Source organism: Streptomyces sp. NPDC002643 (assembly GCF_053592555.1).
In genome coordinates, this window is sequence record NZ_JBSFVY010000003.1 from 429,331 (window position 1) to 448,037 (window position 18,707).

The following is an 18,707-nucleotide window of genomic DNA, read 5'->3' on the forward strand; positions in this document are numbered from 1 at the left end:
GAGCAGACACGCCGATGTACTACATCGTTCACCGGATACGGCTGCGGGACATCGCCGAGCGCGAGCGCTTCGAGTCCTGGGTGCGGGACGTCGACTACTCCGCCTGTTCGCAGTTGCCCAGCGTGCGGACGTTCAGCGTGCAGCGGGTCTCGACGGAGCCGGACTCGCCGGTCCACTACTTCGAGATCATCGGGGTGACCGACCGCGAGTCGTTCGAGACCGATATGAGCGGGGAGGTCTTCCATGCGCTGGAGACGGAATTCGACAAGATGGCCGAGGTGATCGACGAGCTGGCGGGTGAGCGCATGGGCCCGGGATATGTCGCCTCCTGACACGACTGGCGACACTCTGGCCCGCCCACGCCACCCGGGCCCCGTCCGGCCCAACGGATCGACACCGTGGTGAGCAACTCGTCGGGATTCGGAGGGCACTACGCCGTCTTCGCCCTCACGCCCGATGTGTCCACCCAGCCCGACGGCTGCACGGAGGGCAACCCTCCGTGCAGCCGTGGTGCCTCCTCGACATCGGAATCGGAGACCCATATGGCACAGAGCAACACTCTGGCAGGCACGCGGGACCGTCTCGTGCTCTACGCGATGATCGGCCTTCCCTTCGCAGCGCTGGTCGTGGCGGTGCCTGTCGCCTGGGGGTGGGGCATCGGACCCGTGGACATCGCGCTCGCGGTGGCGATGTACTGCTTCGCCACGCTGGGCGTGTCCATGGGGTTTCACCGGTATCTGACCCATGGCGCCTTCAAGGCCAACAAGCCACTGCACATCGCCCTGACGATTGCCGGGAGCCTCGCCGTGCAGGGCCCGCCCATCACCTGGGTGGCCAATCACCGTAAGCACCACCGTTTCGCGGACCGGGAGGGAGACCCTCACTCGCCCTGGCGGTTCGGGATCTCCGCGCCCGCGATCGCCAAGGGAATGCTGTTCGCGCACGTCGGGTGGCTGTTCCACCGGCACGCCTCGCTGATCACCTATGCGCCGGACCTGCTCAAGGACCCCGTGGTGATGCGGATATCGCGGAAGTACTGGCATCTGACGCTGGTGTCCGTGCTGGCGCCGCCGGCTCTGGGAGCGTTGCTCACCTGGTCCTGGGAGGGCGCTCTCACCGCCTTCTTCTGGGCAACTCTGGTGCGTGTAGGGCTGGTTCATCATGTCGAGTGGTCCATCAACTCCATCTGCCATGTGGCCGGTGACCGCCCTTTCCGTTCACGGGACAAGTCGGGCAACGTCTGGTGGCTGTCGTTGCTCACCTTCGGCGATGCCTGGCACAACTTGCACCACGCGGACCCCACCTGCGCCCGGCACGGAGTGCGCAGGGGTCAGATCGACATCAGCGCCCGGATCATCCGCTGGTGCGAACTGGCGGGCTGGGCCTGGGACGTCCGCTGGCCGGACGAAACCAGGCTCAGCCGCCGGATCAGCCAGACCGATTCCCACGCTTGAGCCGGGTGCCGGGAGGCAGCCCAGGGCCCTTCAATATCGCCGCGGGCATGAGGATGAGTATTCTCCGCCCGGCCCGATCTTCTCCCCGGCCGGGAACCGCCTGCACGACGAGGCGGAGGGAGAGGCCCGGTGCTGGTCGACACCATGAATCGCAGAAAATCATCAATCGGGTCGCCGCCCTGGGCATCGGCAAGGCCGAACCGCTCTGCTGCGTCCGGCTGCCCTCCAAGAGCGGTTCCGGCCGCCGGATGCAGGAGGTCTCCAGCCACCTGGCCATGACCCGGCCGGTGGTGGAGCTGTCCCGGTGCCGAGGCGGTCGCCCTTCGGGTGGGGCCGACCCGGCCGTCCGGTCGTCGGCGGGGCAAGCGCGTAGAGGACGGCGCTTGTGGGCAGGCGGGTGCTGTAGGTGACCGTGTCGGACAGGTCACGCAGGGCCCGGCCGTGGTAGGCGGCGTCCGCGAGCACACGCAGCCGGCAGCGGCAGGCGGACAGCATCCGGGTCATCGAAGCGGCCAGCCCGACCTTGTCTTCGCGCCGCCCGGCCGCCACAGGCGGCACGTGTCACGCTGGGGCTGATCGTCCGTCTGCCGTTCCTCGCCCGGCCCGTGTGCCTGCCGCCCTTACTTCTCCTGTGCGGCCTGGGACGCGGACCTGGTGGGCATCGGTGCTCTCCCACGTCATCGCGCGGCTGCTCGTGCCCGCGGGCGCGCCGCTGGTGGCGGCAATGCGCGCGGTCATGCGGCCAGGCGCGCTTCAGGCCCACGCCGGTGAGCATGCCGCACACCGTGCGCCGTCCGGTCTGCGCGATCAGGACGGTGAACGTGCGGAACGCCGGAGCGGTGAAGCGGCTCCTCACCTTGTCCAGCCCGCAAGCCCGCAAGCCCGCAAGCCCGCAAGCCCGCGCGGACCGTCGGGCCGCCGGGCGCAAAGACGGCCGCCAGCAGGCGTGTTCCGTCCCGGCCGATGCGCGTCCCTATCTCGTTTCGCTTCGCGCGGCTGGTAGGGAACCGGCTGTCCTCCGCCCTGGCCCCGTAGTGCCGGAACCAGTCGGGCTCGGCAGTACCGGCCAGCCGGTTGGGGGGCGGCCTGCGTCAGCGCCGCCCGCAGGGTCTCCGCCACCATCTCCAGCCGGCACAGCTCACACGCCGCCGACAGCACATGCGTTGGAGTCCGTCCGGGCCCGTCCCGCCCGCTTGAGCAGCCCTTTTCCCGGGCTGCGGCCGGCACGCCGTCCAGCACCCGCCGCCCGCCCCGGTCAGCCGGTCCCGTACGAGGAGTTCTTCAGGTGTACGCCGGCAGCCAGCCCCTCCACGAACTGCAACACCGACACCAGCACCAGTCCGGCAGGTGACCAGGCAGGACGCCCCCGATCGGGGAACAGATCCGCGAACTCCTCATCCGTGAAAGGGCCCCAGCTCGTCCCGCAGCCGGACGGCCGGGCTCGCCTTCGGGAACGCGGTCCGGGCCACCCGCACCCACCCCATACGACAACGTCGGCCTTCAAGACCACAACCCGGTCCTGAAAGCCGACGTCACGCCAGGCCCCGAATCAACCGACAGCATCCAACTGCCGGCCAGTGCCATACGGGGCCGCGTTCACGCCGCGGTGACCAGCAGCACCGCGTTCTGTCCGCCGAAGCCGAAGGAGGTGCTGACGGCGACCCGCACGGCCCCCTCGCGCGACTTCTTGGCGACGACATCGAGGTCTATCTCGGCGTCCTGGCTGTCGAGGTTGGCGGTCGGCGGCACCACCGAGTGCTCCACGGTGAGCACCGTGACCGCCGCCTCGATGGCGCCGGCGGCGCCCAGCGCGTGGCCCAGGACGCCCTTCACCGAGGTGACGGACGGCCGGTCGCCGAAGACCCGCCGGATCAGCCGGCCCTCCGTCACGTCGTTCAGCGGCGTGGACGTCCCGTGGGCGTTGACGTGGTCGATGTCTCCGGGCGCCAGACGGGCGTCGGCCAGCGCGGCCCGCACCGCGAGTTCGGCCCCCATGCCCTCGGGGTCCGGCGCAGTGGCGTTGTGCGCGTCCGCAGAGGCGCCGTATCCGCTGATATGGGCGTGCACGCGGGCACCACGCGCCCGTGCGTCGGCCGGTCGCTCCAGGACGAGGATCGCGGCCCCCTCAGCGAGTACGAAGCCGTCGCGTCCGGCGTCGAACGGCCGGGAGGAGCCCCTGATGTCCTCGCGGCGCTGTGACAGGGCGCCCATCTGGCTGAAGCCGGTGGAGATCGAGGGCACCGCACAGGCTTCCGTGCCGCCGGTGACGACCACGTCGCAGGCGCCACTGCGCAAGAGTTCGCGGGCCATGCCTACGGCGGTGGTGCCGGAGGCGCACGCGGTGGCGGTGACGAGGTTGGGGCCGCGGGCGCCGATCTCCATGGCGATGTAGCCCGCCGACATGTTGGGCGCCAGCATGGGGATGAGGAGAGCGGAGACCTTCTCGGGCCCGCTGTCCCGCAGTACGTCGTACTGTCTCTCCCAGCTGGCCGTCCCGCCGATGCCGCAGCCGAGCACCACGCCGACGCGGGCGCCGTCCCACCGGGCCGGGTCCAGTCCCGCGTCGGCGACCGCCTCCGTGGCGGCGACGAGGGCGAGCTGGCTGACGCGATCCAGGCGCCAGGCCTTGCGCCGTCCGATCAGGGCGGCGGCGTCGAAGTCGGGCACGACGCAGCCGAATCCGACCGGGGCGCCCGCCAGCGCCGGCACCTCGCTGGCCGCGGTGCCGGACGCCTCGCACACTCGCCGCCATGTGGGCGCGACGCCCACACCGCCCGCCGTCACCATGCCGATGCCGGTCACCGCGGCGTGGAACGGTTCGGGACGAGCGGGCGGAGCGGTGCTCATCACACGCTCACCAACTTGTCTTCGATGACCTTGGCGGTGCGCACCATGGTGTCCTCGGGGGCCAGCTCGTCGTCGCCGATGGTGACGCCGAACTCTTGCTGAACGGCGAGCATCAGTTCCACCAGGGCGAGCGAGTCGAACTCAAGCTGGGTGAAGGTGTGGTCGGCCTCGACTTCGTCGGCCGCGACGCCGAACCCGCTCAGCAGGCCGATGAAGCGCTCGTACACGTCACTCGTCGCATTACTCATCGTGTTCTCTCTCTGTTCGGGCTGTGCCGGGATGTGAGCGGAAGGTGGAGCCGGGTGCGGGCCGGTGGGCCCGGGTCAGGCCGGGCTGACGTCCGGCCAGCGCAGGGCAACGGCCCCCCAGGTGAGGCCGCCGCCGAAGGCGGTGGTCACCACCCGGTCGCCGGGGCGCAGGGTGCCGGACGTCACGGCGTCGGCGAGGGCGAGCGGAATCGAGGCGGCCGCGGTGTTGCCCACCCGGTCCAGATGGACGTGGCAGCGGGCGCGCGGTACGCGCAGCTGGTCGGCGACCGCGTGCAGGATGCGCAGATTGGCCTGGTGGGCGACGAGTACGTCGATGTCGTCGAGGCCCCGGTCGAACGCCTCCGCCGCTGTCATGGAGGCGGCGGTCATCCGCTCGACGGCGCTGCGGAAGACCTTTCTTCCCTCCATCCGGAAGTACGGGTCGGCATGGTCGGCCGTCGCGGCCCGGAACGGGTCCCGCGAGCCGCCGGAGGGAACGGTGATCAGGTCGCACCCGCGTCCGTCGCTGCCCAGCTCGACCCGGCCGAGCGCCCCCGGCTCGTCCGTGTCACCGGCCCGCAGGACCACCGCGCCGGCCCCGTCGCCGAAGATGGCGCGGGTCGAGCGGTCGGCGGGGTCGAGGATGCGGGAGTAGGTGTCGGCGCCGATGACCAGCACGGTGCCGGCCGAGCCCGCCGCCAGGAAGCCGGCCGCTGTGGCCAGCGCGTACAGGAAGCCGGTGCAGACGGCACCGACGTCGAACGCCGGGACCGTGCCGAGACCGAGATCGGCGGCGACCTTCGGCGCCGTGGCCGGGCAGGGCCGGTCGGGTGTGGTCGTGGCGACGATCACCATGTCGGCCGTGTCCAGACCGGCGGACTTCAGGGCCCGCCGCCCCGCCTCGACGGCCAGGTCGGAGGTCGCCGTCCCTGGCTCGGCGACATGGCGGCGTCCGATGCCGGTGCGGCTGCGGATCCACTCGTCGGAGGTGTCCAGTTCACGGCCGAGGTCGTCGTTGGTGACGACCGGGCCGGGCAGCCAGCCGCCCAGACCGCACAGGACGGCCGCGGGAATGTGCCGAGACGCCATCATCCGTTCCCTTCGCCCCCGTGGGGGCCTGTCGCCACCTGTCAGGCGCTCGCGTCGGCGAGCACGCGGGAGAGCTGCTCGTCACCGACCACCTGGGCATCGTGGAAGAGCCCCACGACCACGCGGGCGATGATTTCCTTCATGACGCGCTCGGCGACCGGGTCGAGGATGCCGACGAGACTCGGGATGCCGAAGTCGAACTCCGCGTCGAAGTGGAGGCGGCAGCCGTCGCCGTGCGGCACGAACCGCCAGGTCCCCGAGAGTTCCTCGAAGTCCCCGTCCTCCAGCGCGAACGTGATGACCCGGGCGTCGAAGTCGGTGCTGTCCCGCTCCGTCCAGCGCAGGATGCCGTTGCGGAAGTACACCTCCCAGTCGCTGGAGTCCTCACGCGCGACGACGGACCGCACATCGGGGGCCAGGTCCGGATAGCGCTCGAACCCCCTGACCGTGTCCAGTGCGGTGTCGGGGTCGGCGGTGGGCAGGTCGAGTGCCACCTGAACACTACGCATGTGCGTCCTCACCTCGGTGATTCGGGTATGAGCGGGCAGCTTGCGCGCGGCAGGCCCGGTCGAGGGCCGTGCACAGGAACTCCACGTCGGAGGACCGGAGAACGGCCGGTGGAGTGAGGCGCAACACCATGTGCGAGTTGAGGGAGTGGTTGGCGATGACGCCCTGCTCCAGGAGTTCGATGAGCAGTTCCCCGGCGATGCCCGGCTCGGTGAACTCGATGCCGAGGAGCAGGCCGCGCCCGCGGACCTCTCGTACGAGGCCGCCGAGATGCCGGGCCGTGATGCTCCGTAGCTCGGCGAGGAGTTGGGTGCCCAGCTCGCGGGCGCGGCCGACGAGGTCCTCCTCCTCCATGGCCGCGATCGCGCCACGGACCGCGGCCATCGCCAGCGGCATCGCGGAGAAGGTGGAGGTGTGCAGATACGGGTCCCGGTCGAAGGCGGCGAACGCACGCGGCGTCGCCACCACCGCGGACACCGGCAGCACTCCGCCGCCGAGCCCCTTGCCGGTGAGCAGGATGTCGGGGGTGACGTCCTCGTGGTCGGCGCCCCACCACATGCCCAGCCGGCCGAAGCCCGTCTGGATCTCGTCCAGCACGAACAGGGCGTCGTAGGTGCGGCACAGCCGCTGCACCTCCGTCAGGAAGCCGTGCGGCGGGATCACCACACCGGCCTCGCCCTGCACGGGTTCCATGACGACGCAGGCACGGCCCGGCATGGTGCGCAGCAGGTCCTCCAGCGCCCCGGTGTCGCCGTACGGTACGTGGTCGACGCCCGGCAGCAGTGGCCGGAACGGTTCCTGGAAGACATCCTTGCCGGTGAGGCTGAGGGCGCCCATGGTCTTGCCGTGGTAGCCCTGGTGGGCCGCGACGAGCCGGTCGCGGCCCTGGGTGCGGGCGAGCTTGATGGCGGCCTCGACCGCTTCCGCGCCGCCGCAGGCGAAGTGGACGCGCTCCAGGCCGGCGGGGGTGTGGGTGACCAGGGCGTCGGCGGCGTGTGCGGCCTGGGGGTCGAGCAGGAGGCGGGTGGCCACAGGATGCCGGTGCAGCTGCTCTTCTATGTGCCGGATCACGGTCGGGTGCCGGGCGCCCATCAGGAAGACGCCGTAGCCCCCGCAGTTGAGGAAGCGGCGGCCGTGCTCCCCGGTGACCCAGGCGCCCTGGGACTCCAGCTCCACGTGTTTGCCGAAGAGTTCGCCCAGGGTGGCGCGGCCCTTGCTCATCCGGCTGCGGTAGAGCCGGATGAGCGTGTCGGCGTCGGTGTCCGGCCGGCTCGTTGCGGTGATGGTCATGTCGGCTCTCGTCGTGTCGGTGTCGCGGCGGGTGGTCTCTTGAGGGGCCGGGGACGCGCCCACGGCCAGGGCGTCCGCGTCCCGTGCGGCGTGTGGGGGCCCATGCCCTCACGGCGGTAGGGGAGTGTGCCGGGCGTCGCGGGGCAGACGGGACCTGCGCGACAGGGCCTAGGTCCTGTCGTCAAATTCCCGTCGTCGCCCGAAGGGCGGCCTCGCGGCGTCGTGGGGCATCTCCCACGCCCTTAAGGCAGTGGGGGAGCGTGCATAGCGTCGCGGGGCAGACGGGAATTTGACGACATGGCTTAGGGAGCCTGCCGGAACAGCGCGTTCCAGGCTCCGAAGACGGCGTCGCGGGGCCGGGAGCCGGTGCTGATGCTGACGCCTTGGAGATGGGAGGTGCGCAGTATGGGGTAGTTGGCCTCGCCGGTGACGCCGCCGGTCAATCCGGTGCCGCCGTGGCTGGGCAGGCGGGGCAGGAACCCGATGTGGGAGTCGTTGACCTTCAGCAGGCCGCCCGTGCGGACGCGGGCGGTGAAGCGGTCGATGATGTCGGCGTCCCGTGCCCAGAGCGAGTTGCGCAGACCGTAGGCGTTGGTGTCGACGAACTCGATGAAGCTGTCCAGAATCTCACCGTCGGTGCCCGGCTCGGCGACGATGACGGGCAGCAGCGGGAAGAACGTCTCATGGCGTACCGCCCGGATCTCGCGGGCTCCGGCGAGTCCTTCGATCCGCAGGACGGTGGGTTCGAGGAAGATGCCGTGCCGGTCGCGGGTGCCGTCGAGCTGCATGGCGTGGCCGCCGCAGAGGAGTTCGGCGCCCTTGGCCAGCGCGTCTTTGAGGCAGGCGAAGAACTTCTCGTTGCGGAGCACCGGGGTGAGCAGCACCTCGGGGTCGCTCGGCCGGCCGGGCCGCACCTGCTGGACGCGGGCGGCGAGGTGCTCCAGCAGCGCGGGGGCGGCGTCGGGGTGCACCAGCACCTGGTTGGGGATCATGCACAGTTGGCCGGAACCGTAGAAGCCCTCGATGAGTGCCTCGGCGGCGAGTTCGGTGTCGGCGTCCTTCCAGACGGTCACCACGTCGTTCCCGGCGAGTTCGAGGATCGGCTTCTTCCCGGCGGCGACGCAGCGCTTCTCGAACTCGATGCCGTTCTCGCTGCTGCCGAAGTAGATGATGTCGTCGACGTACGGGCTGTCCAGCCAGGCGGTGAGCATCGGGGCCGGGTCCCCGCACACCACGTTGAGGACGCCGGGCGGGGCGCCGATCTCGTCCAGGACGGGGACCACGATCTCCTGGAGGATGTACATCACGCCCAGTGGGCCGCTCCGGGGCGCCCGTACGACCAGCGCGTTGCCGGCCATCAGCGCCATGGCGCAGAGGAGGGCGCTGGACAGCGGCGCGTTCTGCGGCGGGTTCACACACACGACTCCGTCCGCCTGGCGGCGCACCTGGAGGGTGCGTGCACCGTGCCGATACTCCTGGAGCATCTGCCGGCGGTAGAAGTCGACGGACTCGCGGCCGAACAGGTCGAGCATGCCGGAGACCTGCCAGCGGGCCAGAGGCAGCGGATGCCCCTCGGCCACCAGGATCTGGGCGATCTCGTCGGCCTTCTCGGTCAGCCGGGCGTACAGCCGCGCGGCGAAGTCGTCCAGCCGCACGTCGAGGGGCACGGCGCACCATTCGCGCACGGTGGCCGCGGCCGCTTTCAGCGCCTGCTGCACGGTTTCCGGGTCGGCCTTGGCCACTTGCCCGACAATGGATTCAGGAAGATCGGTCGTGCTTATCCGACCCTTTTCCAGTGCCCGTTTGAGTCGCAGGCTACCGAATACGTCATCCAATAGTGACTCGGCATGTACGACGTAAACCCACTCGCCGGTCTCCACCTGCTTTCCGTTCACATACGAGCAATAAGTGCGCAGGCCGCCGGGCCTCTCAATGGAGTCCGACTGCTGCGACGTCTGACGAGAAAACGGCACACTGCCCACGCGCGCTCCTCACACCCAAGAATTGGATAGACGGCCGAAACGCTAGCGGGAATAGCCTTACAGGAACTCCTGAAACTGCGCTGAAATCTCAGTGACGCCTATGGGCGGCGGTCTCCGCGGCGCCTGTCGGTGCCGGTCGCCCGGGGCGCGGCAGCGCCGCGCCCCGGGCGACCGCGCCCTTCGGCGGGGCGGAAGTAGGCGGAAACTGAGGGTGGACAGATGGGAAGGGGAGCGCTAACTTAGTCATGTGACTAAGTTAGCGGGGTCAAGACATCCGATGCGACCCGCTCGGAGCGGTCAAGGCTGCGGGCCGACATCAGGGCATTCACATGACGCTCACGCGAGCAGGCTGGGCTCCTGCCGGAGGATCTCGGAGAGTCGCGCCTGCATCCCGGGTCCGGGCTCCAGTCCTAGTTCCTCCGAGAGTTGATGGCGCACCCGGTGGTAGGCGCTGATCGCGTCCGCCTGGCGGCCGGTGCGGTAGAGCGCCAGCATCAGCTGCTCGCAGAAGCGCTCCCGCAGGGGATGGCGCGTCAGCAGTTGCTCCAGTTCGGGCACGATCTCCCGGTGCAGACCCAGCGCCGACTTGGCCTCGATGAGCAGCTCCCTCGCAATGAGCCTCATCTCCTCCAGGTGGGCGGCGGCGGTCCGGCAGGCGATGCCCGGCCCGGCGTCCGAGAGTGCGGCACCGCGCCACACGCGCAGTGCGGAGGTGAGCTGCTGAATACTGCGCTCCGGCTCGGTGCGGACGTGTAGGCCGACGTGCTCCACGATTCGCGTGAAGCGCAGCGCGTCGACGTTCTCCGCGTCGACGTCGAGCAGGTAGCCCGAACTTGAGGTCTTGATCGCCTCGCGGGCGTATGGGCTTCTGGTCTGCTTCACGATCATGCGGCGTAGTCGGGCGATGTGCCCCTGGAGCGTGTTGGCCGCGGTGCGCGGCGGGGAATCACCCCAGAGTTCGTCCAGGAGCTTGGTGCCTGAGACGACTTCCCCGGGGCTCAGTGCCAAGGAGGCGATGATGGCTCTGAGTTTCTCGCCGGGGACGTCGACCGTCACATCGCCATGCCGTAGTTGTAAGGGCCCTAAGATGTCGATGAGCAATGTGCCAACCCCCGTACGGCAGTTGTCCAGCATGAATTGATCACGAGGTGTCGTGCCTCTCACTCGACCTCGGTCGCCTTGAGGTCATCCATCGCTCCAGGCGCCGAGGTGCGGCGTACGTAGTGCTGCTCGTATGGGAGTTGCCCGAGCGTCGATTTCGTTGACACGAATTTTGCAAAGACTTGAGCGAATGTCGGTGGCTCGTGCACCTTTTAATTGTCTGTAAGGTTGAGTGATGAATCATCGAGTCGGAAGGCTTGCCGCGCCGTTGGGCGCCGACATGCCCACGACGGCGGCCACGGCCTCAAGGACCTCGTGCTGCCGCTCCCCGGCGCAGGGTGACTGTGTCATCGCCGTTCCTCCAACGCATGTGTCAGTCCCGCGAGTCCACGCGAGGTGTGGGTCTTGACCGAGCCGGCCGATATCCCCATGGTCTGAGCGATCTCGGCTTCCTTGAGTCCCAGCCAGTGGCGGAGCACCAGGGCCTCGCGCTGACGCGCGGGCAGTCGGCGGAGCGCGTTCAGCAGCGCCCGCTGATCATCCCGGAGCAGCGCCGTGCTCTCCGCGGATGCGACGTACTCCACCAAGGACTCCACGCGGGTCTTGCGCGCCACCTGGAGGTGGCGCACGCGCATACGGGTCAGATTGCAGACGACCGCTCTCAAGTAGGCCTCCGGACTGTCGGCGGATCGGACTTTGCGCCACCTCCGGTAGACCTGGTAAAACGCTTCGGCAGCGATGTCCTCCGGATCTTCGGCTCCGAGAAGAGCAGCCAGTTTGATCATCCGGCCGTACTGTTCCTCGAAGAGCTTGCGAAGGCAGTTCTCGCGGCCGGCAACCTCTCCTGTCTCATGGGCCTCGTTCGTTCTCTCGATGCCTTGGGCATTCATGGGCGCCTCCCTCGGTATCCGATGCATGGCGTTCAAGTTGGACGGCTCGCGCTTTCCGTACCCCGACGTGTTGTGGAGCGGCGGCTTCGCGGCGGTCGGTTCGGTGGCCGTGGCAGCGGCGACGTCCCGGCGGTCACCGGACCTCCGGCCGGCGCCCTGGGGACGGGAGCCGACTGCTTCAAAGGCGAGACGGAATCGCGTACGACGCCGACCTGTGGGCGGCGACCGGCGCCGGCGAGGTCTCCGGGCGCGGGGTGTTCCCCATGGGCGGACATAACGCCGCGAGCGCTGTCTCGCGGGGCCCGTGGGCGCTCTCGTACGACACCGCCGCGTCGCAGGTGCTGAGCGTGACCCCGTCTTCGAGGGGTGGGCGGCCGCGCAGTGCTCGGAGGCGCCGAGGACCGTGTGGTCGTGGTGCTCGCCCTCGGTCGCGGGGCAACCGCTGCCGGGAAGGCGCTTGCCGCACGGCCCGGTCACGTCGGCGAAGCCGCGGCGGCCGCGTTGGAGCGGATGCCCGCCGACGGTGGCCATGGTGCGCGACTGTCCCGGCGCACCGGCCAGGCCGGCCTGCGACAGCGCCGTGGGGCGGCGGCGCGACACGGGGCGGGCGGCGGGAGAGCCGTCGGTGACGGTGGCACGGATGCGCCGGTCCCCCTCGTCTGTCAACGCGAGCCGGCCAAGGGGCAGTTCACGGATGCCGACCAGCCGTGCGGGCCACGTCGCACCGGTCTTCATCAGATCGACCAGGCTGGTGCCACCGCCCGGGAAACGGGCCGGGGAGCCGGGGGCCGGCAGCGCCAGGGCGCCGGAGACGTCGAAGCCCCGCTCGTAACCCGACTCCCTCACCGGCAGCCTCCTTCCGGGCCCGTCCCGGCCCGTCCCGTTTGTGCCTGCGTGGTCCGCGCGATCATCTGCGCGATCCGGATGTACGCTCACACGTCGCCGCTCATCCGCTCCCCGATCTCGTCGGCCGTCGGCGTCGGCGGTCCCGCTGCCGGGTGGACGTCGGTGGTGTGGGTGCTCGGCCGGCCTGTCGCACACTCCTTGAGCACCGAGACGGCACAGGCCTGCCCCGGCGTCCGGTAGCCGGACCGGAAGCCGTCCGGACCGGCGAACGCCTGCTGTTCCGGGCGCGGTTGATCACCGTCGCCCAGTCGTTCGACGGTGGTGGCGACTCGGCCCCCGGCGGTCACCGCCGGTCGGCGGCAGGGCACAGCCGGGTGGCCCGACCAGCACCCGGCGGGTGCCGCAACGACGCGATTACAGCCCTTCGCCGTGTATGTGAGGGGCGAGGCGATCGCGCGGAGCGTCAAGCCAAGTGGTGTGGTGGGAGCCGGACAGCGTGTGCTTCTCGCCGTCGACGGTCAGCATGACGTCGCGGTGCGTCGACGCGGGGGCTGGAGCCACGGTCAGCCTTTCGGAGTGTCGAGGGATGCCGCAGGATGTGTGTCGTGTGCAAGCCAGGGCCGTGCCGAAGTTTGAGATGAACGCTTCAACTCTCAATCTATGCACTTGGTGAAATCCGGTCAACGCATAGAATGTGCACGGCATTTACACGTGGATGGAGTAGAGATGAAGACTCGCCCCTACCACCACGGAGACCTCCGAGCCGCCCTGCTCGACCGGGCCGAGGAGACGTTGCGGGACAAGGGGCCTGGCGGGCTGTCGCTGAGGGAGCTTGCCCGTGAGGTGGGGGTCAGTCCCGGCGCGCCCAGTCATCACTTCAAGACCAAGCGGGCGCTGCTGGACGCGTTGGCGTTGGAGGGGTTCGACCGCCTGCTGGCCGTGCTGACCAGGGCGCTGGAACAGGCCGATGAGTCGTTCGCCGGCCGGCTGACCTCGGTCGCGCGCGCCTACGTGGCCTTTGCCACGGACAACGGGGCCCTGCTGGAGCTGACGTATGCGGCCAAGTACCGTCCCGCCGCCGGGAAGGAGCTGATCGCGGCCACGCGGCGTCTGTGGGCCCTGACGGCGGACCTGATCCAGGGTGGACAGGGCCGTGGCGAGGTGCGCGAGGGCTCGGTGGACCACCTCATGGTGCCGATCGTCGCCGTGCTGCAGGGTTTCGTCACCCTCGTCGTGAGCGGCGCGATCACCGCCGACCGGATCGAGCAGAGCCTGGACGACTCGGTCGCGGTCATCCTTCGGGGCTGCGCGCCGTGAGGATTCCATCCCGGCATGCTCAATGGGTCATGGTTGGTCGCGAAAGACGCCCCCAGCTGCGGACAACACCCGGTCGTACCAGGGCATGAGCGAGACGACCCGGGCCGCCACCCCTGGCCTGACTCACCCCAACCGACACGCCGGCCGGCATCGTCGCCGTCGCCGTGGCGCGCGTGCTGGAGACCTCACGTCGCGTACGACAGCTGGGTGCCCACGAGTAGTCCTCGCTCGGGCGGGTAGCCGGCTGTCGGGCCCCGCCCCTTTTCATCGCTCACCGTTTGCCCTCACCCCAGGAGGCTGTTCGTGACCTCCTCGGAAATGACCGTCGTCGAACTCATCGGCCTGCTGCCCGCCTGCGACCGGGATGTTCCGGGCCGCCAGGCCATGAACCCGTCTTTCCCGGGGAGTACGGAACACCGGGCAGCAGGGCGCTGAGCTGCGTACATGGTCTTTCGGCCGTTTCGCCGCCATGTTCGTTGACGCAGCCGGAAGCCCCAGGAGGGTCCCACGGGACTCCCACGGTCGTCGCCCGCTCTTTCGGTCCCGCGCAGGGTGAGCGGGGGCGGGCTGCGGCTCGTGCATCGGCGGTCCGCCTTGACTGAACGGCGGCGCAGGCTGCCGCTGCGGCTCGTCATTGGGGAGGGGGCAGGAGCCGGGGCGTCGGGAGAATGACGTACGGCTTATGACGACGCCAAGTGACCGCCCGAAAGCGCAGTCCGACGCCATACGGCGAGCGGCCCATCGCGCGAGCTCGACGGGCGGAAGCAGTGGATTTGGTCGAGCGCCTGGTTGCCGAGGAGCGCGTCCGTTTCACCGACCTCGATGACGACGAGGTTGCGGCGTGCGGTCGATTTCGCCAAGCGGCATGGCCTGGAACCGCAGGGCAAACGCTGGGATTCCTCAGGTCCGGCGCTTCGGCGGAAGGCCGAAACCATGAGGCGACTTCGCGCGTGAGGTTCAACTCCGCAGTGCCGGTCGGTCCCGGTATGTGAACGGCGCTCAGGAGCCTGGCACGCCGCGCAGGCGAACCACCAGGCCGGGACTGCCCGGCAGATCGATGGTGAACCGGCCCTCGTACCGGTCGGGCAGAGTGCGGATCGTCATCTCCCACGGATCGATGACGTCGACTGCGGCACGAACGCCTTCCGGCCAGGTAAAGGACAGCGACCGCGGCTGATACACATCGAGATAGTGCAACTCGTACTGTCCGGGGAGGCCGGCGCCTTTGACGTGCGAGTACCCCGGCAACGGTTCCAGACGACGGTCCGGGCACTCCTCGACGAGGCGGCGGAGAAACTCAAGGCGCTCGGGGGTGCTCTTTTCGAGCCGTCCGCCCGTCGCCCACCACAGGCGCTGCTCCGCGTTGACGTAGGTTTCGCCATGGGTGGCGTAGGCACCTCGAAGAGTGATCTGCCAGAACCGGTGCACGAGTTCGGCACCGGACAGGCCGCCCCACTCCTGGGGAACGTCCCCCTCGTACCCCAACTCGTCGACGACTACCGGCTTGTTCCAGCGTTCGCGCCAACCTCCGATCTGCCCGGCCGGGGACTGGAAGTCGGTCTTCTGGATGCTGCAGTGCGTGATCCAAGGTGCCGAGAAATCGTAGATCCGTGGCCCGTTGTGGACCGACAGCAGGTGATGGGCGTGGTCCTCGGCCGCCACCAGCTCACCGACGCGGGTCCAGTCGGCGTCCCGTCTGGCCACCATGAAGTCGTACTCGTTCGCCAGCGACCACCACACGTTGGCCAGGCCGGCGAGGCGCCGGACGACGTAGCGCACATAGCGGTCGTCCGCCGCCGCGCCAAGGTCCTGGAACCCCCACCTGTCGTACGGGTGAAACAGGATCACATCGGCCTGTATCCCCAGCTCCGCGAGGTCCTGGACCCGCCTTTCCAGGTGCCGGAAGAACTCGACGTCGAAGCGCGTTGTGTCCCAACCTCCCTCCTCCCCGGGCAGGAAGGGTGATGGGGAGGTTCCTCGAAGGTGAGGTCGTAGTGCTTGGGGAACACGCACATGCGTGCCTTCGTGAACGCGCGGCGCCTCAAGGTCTCCAGCGTGAGTTCTTCCCGTGCGGCCTCCTGATGCGTCCAGGCGTAAAGGGTCGTCCCCACCGGGACGAACGGTGATCCGTCGGCGTACGAGAAGTGGCGGCCGTCGGCGCGTACGGGGCCGTGCTCGCCAGATTCCTCGATCGCGACTTCACTCTCGATCCCGTCCAGGGAGCGGCTCGTCGACCAGGTACGGAACGCCAGATCCCGGTGCTCGGCGGCAGGAAGCGGATCACGTATCTGCCGTCGCCGTCGTAGAAACCCCCGACGCGGACGATCTCCCCCGCTGCCGCACGGAACAGTCGCGGGAGGCTCTGCCGAAGCGCGGCCATCCCTCGTGCGTCGTTCAGCAGTACCCCCACCGGAGTCTGCTGGTCGGCTCTCGCCATGATCGTTGGCCTCCATGCCAGGACGTGGTCGAGTGAGCCCGAGCTTGTTTTCCGCACTCCTTGGGACCAGGTGTACGACGCCGCCACGGCGCCCCCGGAGCGTCGGGGTATCCAGTCGCCGACGCCGCGCATCGACGGGCCGAGCCGCGCGGCGACGTCGGCCGTCGTGCGGCCGGCCGCGATCCGTCCCGGGCCGCGGAGTCGCCGAGGGTGTGGGCTCGTCCGCGGGGCTGCCGCCGTGGTGCCGACGCCCGGCAGGGACGAGTCGTCGGGGGAGCGGGCGGTGACCGCTCGCTCCCCTCGTGGGGCCGGGACGGGTCAGGCGCCTGCCGCGAAGTCGGCCGGCACTTCGACGGTCGCGGTGAACCGGACGTCCTCGCTGGAGAACGCCGCTGTCAGCGTGACCTCGCCGGCCTCCAGACCCCGGCGTCCGTCGGGCAGCGTGTAGTGCAGTCGGGCCAGCGGGGCCTCCAGCAGCAGCGACCGGGACTCGCCGGCCGCCAGCGCGACCCTCTCGAACTGGAGCAGTTGCCGCACGGGCCGCACCACGGAGGCCTGCTCGTCGCGCGCGTACACCTGGACGACGGTCTCCCCGGCGACCGACCCCGTGTTGGCGACCCGGACCCGTACCCGGAGGGCCCCCTCGCTCACCTCGGCGGCGTTCTCCTCGGGAGTGAGGCTGAACGTCGTGTACGACCCGCCGTGGCCGAACGGGTACAGAGGGCCCTGCTCCGCGAGGTCGCCGTAACCGTGCCGGGTACCCGTGGGGTGACCGTAGCCGCTGCCGTGGTGGTGACCGTGGTACAGCGGCAACTGGCCGCCGTGCCGGGGCAGGGTGGCCGGAAGCTTGCCGCTCGGGTTGACCGTGCCGAAGACCGCGTCGGCGATGACCGGGCCGGCCTCCTCGCCGAGCAGTGGGGCGAAGAGCACCGCGTTGGACGCCCGCGCGACGGGTTCGAGGAACAGCGGGCGCCCCGAGACCACGACGGAGACGACCGGCTTGCCGAGCCCGGCGAGGACGGCGAGCAGTTCCTCCTGGTCGCCCGGGAGCGTGGGCGACGCGGTGGTCTGGCCCTCGCCCGCGGTGTTGATGCCGACCCAGCCGGTGCGCTCGCCCAACGCGGCGATGACGAGGTCGGCCGAGGCCACCGCCGCCCGCACGACCTCGGGTTCGAGCGTGTCGCCCTCGGCGAAGCTGCCCACCGAGACGTACTCGATGGAGGCGTCGTGCGCCCGCAGGGAGTCGAGGAGGGTTGGTGCCTCGGGGTGGATCTTCCGGGCGGTGGCCTCGAAGGTCGCCTCCATGCCGGGCATCCGGGTCTGGAAGATGTCGGTGAAGACGTAGTTCTGCGGGTCCACGCCGGGGACCTGACCGGTCATCACCGCGCGGCTGCCCAGCATCATCTCCATGGAGGCGACGGAGGTGTAGGCGCCGAAGTGGATACGCAGCTCGTCGGCGGCGGGGCCCACGACCACGATCCGGCGCTCGCCCGGGATGAGAGGCAGGGTGCCGTCGTTGGCGAGGAGCACCAGCGACCGGGAGGCGATCGCCCGCCGGGTTCCGGCCGCCTCGGCGGGGTCGACCGTCGCCGGGGAAGGCGCCTTGGCAGGGGTGTTGGTGAACCCCGGGATCAGCCCGGTGCGCGCCTTGGCCGTGAGCACGCGGGCCACGGCGCGGTCGACGACCCGTTCGTCGAGCCGTCCGGCGGCGACCTCGTCCGCCAGCGTGGAGTAGGTGCTGTCGGCGGGCAGTTCGTCGTCCAGGCCGGCCGTCAGCGCCTGCACCGCGGCCTGGCCCTTGTTCTCGGCCGTGCGGTAGGTGGTGCGCAGCATCTCGATGGAGTCGTAGTCGCTCACCACCATGCCGTCGAAGCCGATCTCCCGGCGCAGCAGACCCGTGAGCACCTTCTTGTCCGCGGCGACGGGTACGCCGTCGATCTCGGCGTAGGAGTTCATGATCACAGAGAGTCCGGCCTCGTGGATCGCGCGGCGGAAGGGCTCGGCGTACTCGTCGCGCAGGGCCCGGGGGCCGAGCTGGACGATGCCGGTGTTGAGCCCTGCCTCGGAGGCGCCGTAGGCGAGGAAGTGCTTGCCGGTCGCGAGGACGCCCGTCTCCTGCTCGGTGCCCTGTACGCCCTGGACGAAGGCGACGGAGAACCGCGCGGCGAGCTCCGGGTCCTCACCGTAGGTCTCGTGGACCCGGCCCCAGCGGGGGTCGCGGTTGATGTCCATGACCGGGCTGAGCAGCAGCTGCATCCCGGCCTCGCGCATATGGGCGGCGGTGATGGCGGCCGACCTGCGTACCAGCTCGGGGTCCCAGGTCGCGGCCTGGGCCCAGGCGGTGGGGAACTGGGTCGCGGCGGTGTGCAGGAAGCCGTTGACCCCCTCGTTGTGGACCATGGCGCCGATGCCGAACGGGGCGAGGTCGCGAACCGCTGTCTGGACCTCGTCCAGTACGGACCGCAGTTCCCCGAGGGTGTCACCGAAGAGCCAGGCCATCGAGAGGTGTCCCACGCCGTGTGGACGTACGGCGGCCAGCCGGCTCGTGTCGAGTTTCGGGGCGCCGGCCGAGCGGGAGTCCATCGCGATGAGGTCGGAGACCAGCACTCCCGCGAGCTGGGCCGTCTTCTGTTCCAGGGTCAGCCGCGACACCAGCTTGGTGATGTCGTCCGGCGTCCACGAGCGCGTGTTCACGGTGG

The 18,707-nt window shown here is 69.9% G+C and carries 16 protein-coding genes and 2 pseudogenes; 4 read left to right on the forward strand and 14 right to left on the reverse strand.

The window, feature by feature from the left end; translation table 11 throughout:
- The first annotated feature begins 14 nt into the window (after nt 1-14).
- Together ACWD4G_RS06600 and ACWD4G_RS06605 are read left to right on the forward strand one after the other, a co-directional pair.
- A complete protein-coding gene (locus ACWD4G_RS06600) occupies nt 15-332 on the forward strand; it encodes a RedY protein (protein ID WP_451291080.1) in 318 nt (105 codons plus the stop codon).
- Between the two features lie 126 nt (nt 333-458).
- A complete protein-coding gene (locus ACWD4G_RS06605) occupies nt 459-1,454 on the forward strand; it encodes an acyl-CoA desaturase (protein ID WP_451291160.1) in 996 nt (331 codons plus the stop codon).
- 911 nt (nt 1,455-2,365) lie between these two features.
- On the opposite strand, the pseudogene ACWD4G_RS06610 reads toward ACWD4G_RS06605, so the two are convergent.
- The 11 genes and pseudogenes from ACWD4G_RS06610 to ACWD4G_RS06660 form a co-directional block, all read right to left on the reverse strand.
- Nucleotides 2,366-2,938, reverse strand: a pseudogene (locus tag ACWD4G_RS06610) (IS5/IS1182 family transposase); the annotation flags it as partial.
- 112 nt (nt 2,939-3,050) lie between these two features.
- Entirely contained in the window at nt 3,051-4,301 is a 1,251-nt protein-coding gene (locus ACWD4G_RS06615) for a beta-ketoacyl-[acyl-carrier-protein] synthase family protein (protein ID WP_451291081.1), read from the reverse strand.
- On the reverse strand, nt 4,301-4,549 hold the full coding sequence (locus ACWD4G_RS06620) for an acyl carrier protein (RefSeq protein WP_451291082.1): 249 nt from the start codon (nt 4,547-4,549) through the stop codon (nt 4,301-4,303). The genes ACWD4G_RS06615 and ACWD4G_RS06620 overlap by 1 nt, the downstream gene beginning before the upstream one ends.
- Before the next feature lie 75 nt (nt 4,550-4,624).
- Complete coding sequence (locus ACWD4G_RS06625; RefSeq protein ID WP_451291083.1) at nt 4,625-5,638, reverse strand: beta-ketoacyl-ACP synthase III; 1,014 nt, start codon at nt 5,636-5,638, stop codon at nt 4,625-4,627.
- A 41-nt stretch (nt 5,639-5,679) separates the two neighbouring features.
- Nucleotides 5,680-6,147 carry a type II toxin-antitoxin system RatA family toxin gene (locus ACWD4G_RS06630; RefSeq protein ID WP_451291084.1) on the reverse strand — a complete coding sequence of 156 codons (468 nt, stop codon included), beginning with the start codon at nt 6,145-6,147 and terminating at the stop codon, nt 5,680-5,682.
- Nucleotides 6,140-7,435, reverse strand: coding sequence for an aspartate aminotransferase family protein (locus ACWD4G_RS06635; RefSeq protein ID WP_451291085.1), 1,296 nt, complete (start codon nt 7,433-7,435; stop codon nt 6,140-6,142). Before ACWD4G_RS06635 ends, ACWD4G_RS06630 begins: the two co-directional genes overlap by 8 nt.
- A 302-nt stretch (nt 7,436-7,737) precedes the next feature.
- Nucleotides 7,738-9,417, reverse strand: a complete 1,680-nt coding sequence (locus ACWD4G_RS06640; protein WP_451291086.1) for an aldehyde dehydrogenase family protein — start codon at nt 9,415-9,417, stop codon at nt 7,738-7,740.
- A gap of 336 nt (nt 9,418-9,753) precedes the next feature.
- Nucleotides 9,754-10,473 carry an AfsR/SARP family transcriptional regulator gene (locus ACWD4G_RS06645; protein ID WP_451291087.1) on the reverse strand — a complete coding sequence of 240 codons (720 nt, stop codon included), beginning with the start codon at nt 10,471-10,473 and terminating at the stop codon, nt 9,754-9,756.
- Between the two features lie 392 nt (nt 10,474-10,865).
- Entirely contained in the window at nt 10,866-11,408 is a 543-nt protein-coding gene (locus ACWD4G_RS06650) for a SigE family RNA polymerase sigma factor (RefSeq protein WP_451291161.1), read from the reverse strand.
- 570 nt (nt 11,409-11,978) lie between these two features.
- Nucleotides 11,979-12,449: pseudogene (locus tag ACWD4G_RS06655) on the reverse strand (hypothetical protein); the annotation flags it as partial.
- Entirely contained in the window at nt 12,341-12,721 is a 381-nt protein-coding gene (locus ACWD4G_RS06660) for a hypothetical protein (RefSeq protein WP_451291165.1), read from the reverse strand. The pseudogene ACWD4G_RS06655 and the gene ACWD4G_RS06660, both read right to left, overlap by 109 nt.
- A 259-nt stretch (nt 12,722-12,980) precedes the next feature.
- Here ACWD4G_RS06660 and ACWD4G_RS06665 point away from each other — a divergent pair, with 259 nt between their 5' ends.
- Nucleotides 12,981-13,571: a TetR/AcrR family transcriptional regulator gene (locus ACWD4G_RS06665; RefSeq protein ID WP_451291088.1), complete on the forward strand. Its 591-nt coding sequence runs from the start codon at nt 12,981-12,983 to the stop codon at nt 13,569-13,571.
- Nucleotides 13,572-13,874: 303 nt separating this feature from the next.
- Entirely contained in the window at nt 13,875-14,006 is a 132-nt protein-coding gene (locus tag ACWD4G_RS06670) for a hypothetical protein (protein ID WP_451291089.1), read from the forward strand.
- Between the two features lie 564 nt (nt 14,007-14,570).
- On the opposite strand, the gene ACWD4G_RS06675 is transcribed toward ACWD4G_RS06670, so the two are convergent.
- The 3 genes from ACWD4G_RS06675 to ACWD4G_RS06685 form a co-directional block, all read right to left on the reverse strand.
- Nucleotides 14,571-15,584 (reverse strand): DUF5605 domain-containing protein, encoded by a 1,014-nt coding sequence (locus ACWD4G_RS06675; RefSeq protein WP_451291090.1) that lies wholly within the window; start codon nt 15,582-15,584, stop codon nt 14,571-14,573.
- Between the two features lie 28 nt (nt 15,585-15,612).
- Nucleotides 15,613-16,140 carry a DUF5060 domain-containing protein gene (locus ACWD4G_RS06680; protein ID WP_451291091.1) on the reverse strand — a complete coding sequence of 176 codons (528 nt, stop codon included), beginning with the start codon at nt 16,138-16,140 and terminating at the stop codon, nt 15,613-15,615.
- A 186-nt stretch (nt 16,141-16,326) separates the two neighbouring features.
- A complete protein-coding gene (locus tag ACWD4G_RS06685) occupies nt 16,327-18,702 on the reverse strand; it encodes a glycoside hydrolase family 3 N-terminal domain-containing protein (protein WP_451291092.1) in 2,376 nt (791 codons plus the stop codon).
- Nucleotides 18,703-18,707: the final 5 nt, after the last annotated feature.

What these genes read in the sequence shown, in the direction of transcription:
- ACWD4G_RS06650 (WP_451291161.1), bottom strand. Translation starts at nt 11,408, where the DNA reads ATGAATGCCCAAGGCATCGAGAGAACGAACGAGGCCCATGAGACAGGA.
- ACWD4G_RS06600 (WP_451291080.1), top strand. Translation starts at nt 15, where the DNA reads ATGTACTACATCGTTCACCGGATACGGCTGCGGGACATCGCCGAGCGC.
- ACWD4G_RS06665 (WP_451291088.1), top strand. Translation starts at nt 12,981, where the DNA reads ATGAAGACTCGCCCCTACCACCACGGAGACCTCCGAGCCGCCCTGCTC.
- ACWD4G_RS06635 (WP_451291085.1), bottom strand. Translation starts at nt 7,435, where the DNA reads ATGACCATCACCGCAACGAGCCGGCCGGACACCGACGCCGACACGCTC.
- ACWD4G_RS06625 (WP_451291083.1), bottom strand. Translation starts at nt 5,638, where the DNA reads ATGGCGTCTCGGCACATTCCCGCGGCCGTCCTGTGCGGTCTGGGCGGC.
- ACWD4G_RS06615 (WP_451291081.1), bottom strand. Translation starts at nt 4,301, where the DNA reads ATGAGCACCGCTCCGCCCGCTCGTCCCGAACCGTTCCACGCCGCGGTG.
- ACWD4G_RS06630 (WP_451291084.1), bottom strand. Translation starts at nt 6,147, where the DNA reads ATGCGTAGTGTTCAGGTGGCACTCGACCTGCCCACCGCCGACCCCGAC.
- ACWD4G_RS06620 (WP_451291082.1), bottom strand. Translation starts at nt 4,549, where the DNA reads ATGAGTAATGCGACGAGTGACGTGTACGAGCGCTTCATCGGCCTGCTG.
- ACWD4G_RS06680 (WP_451291091.1), bottom strand. Translation starts at nt 16,140, where the DNA reads ATGCGCGGCGTCGGCGACTGGATACCCCGACGCTCCGGGGGCGCCGTG.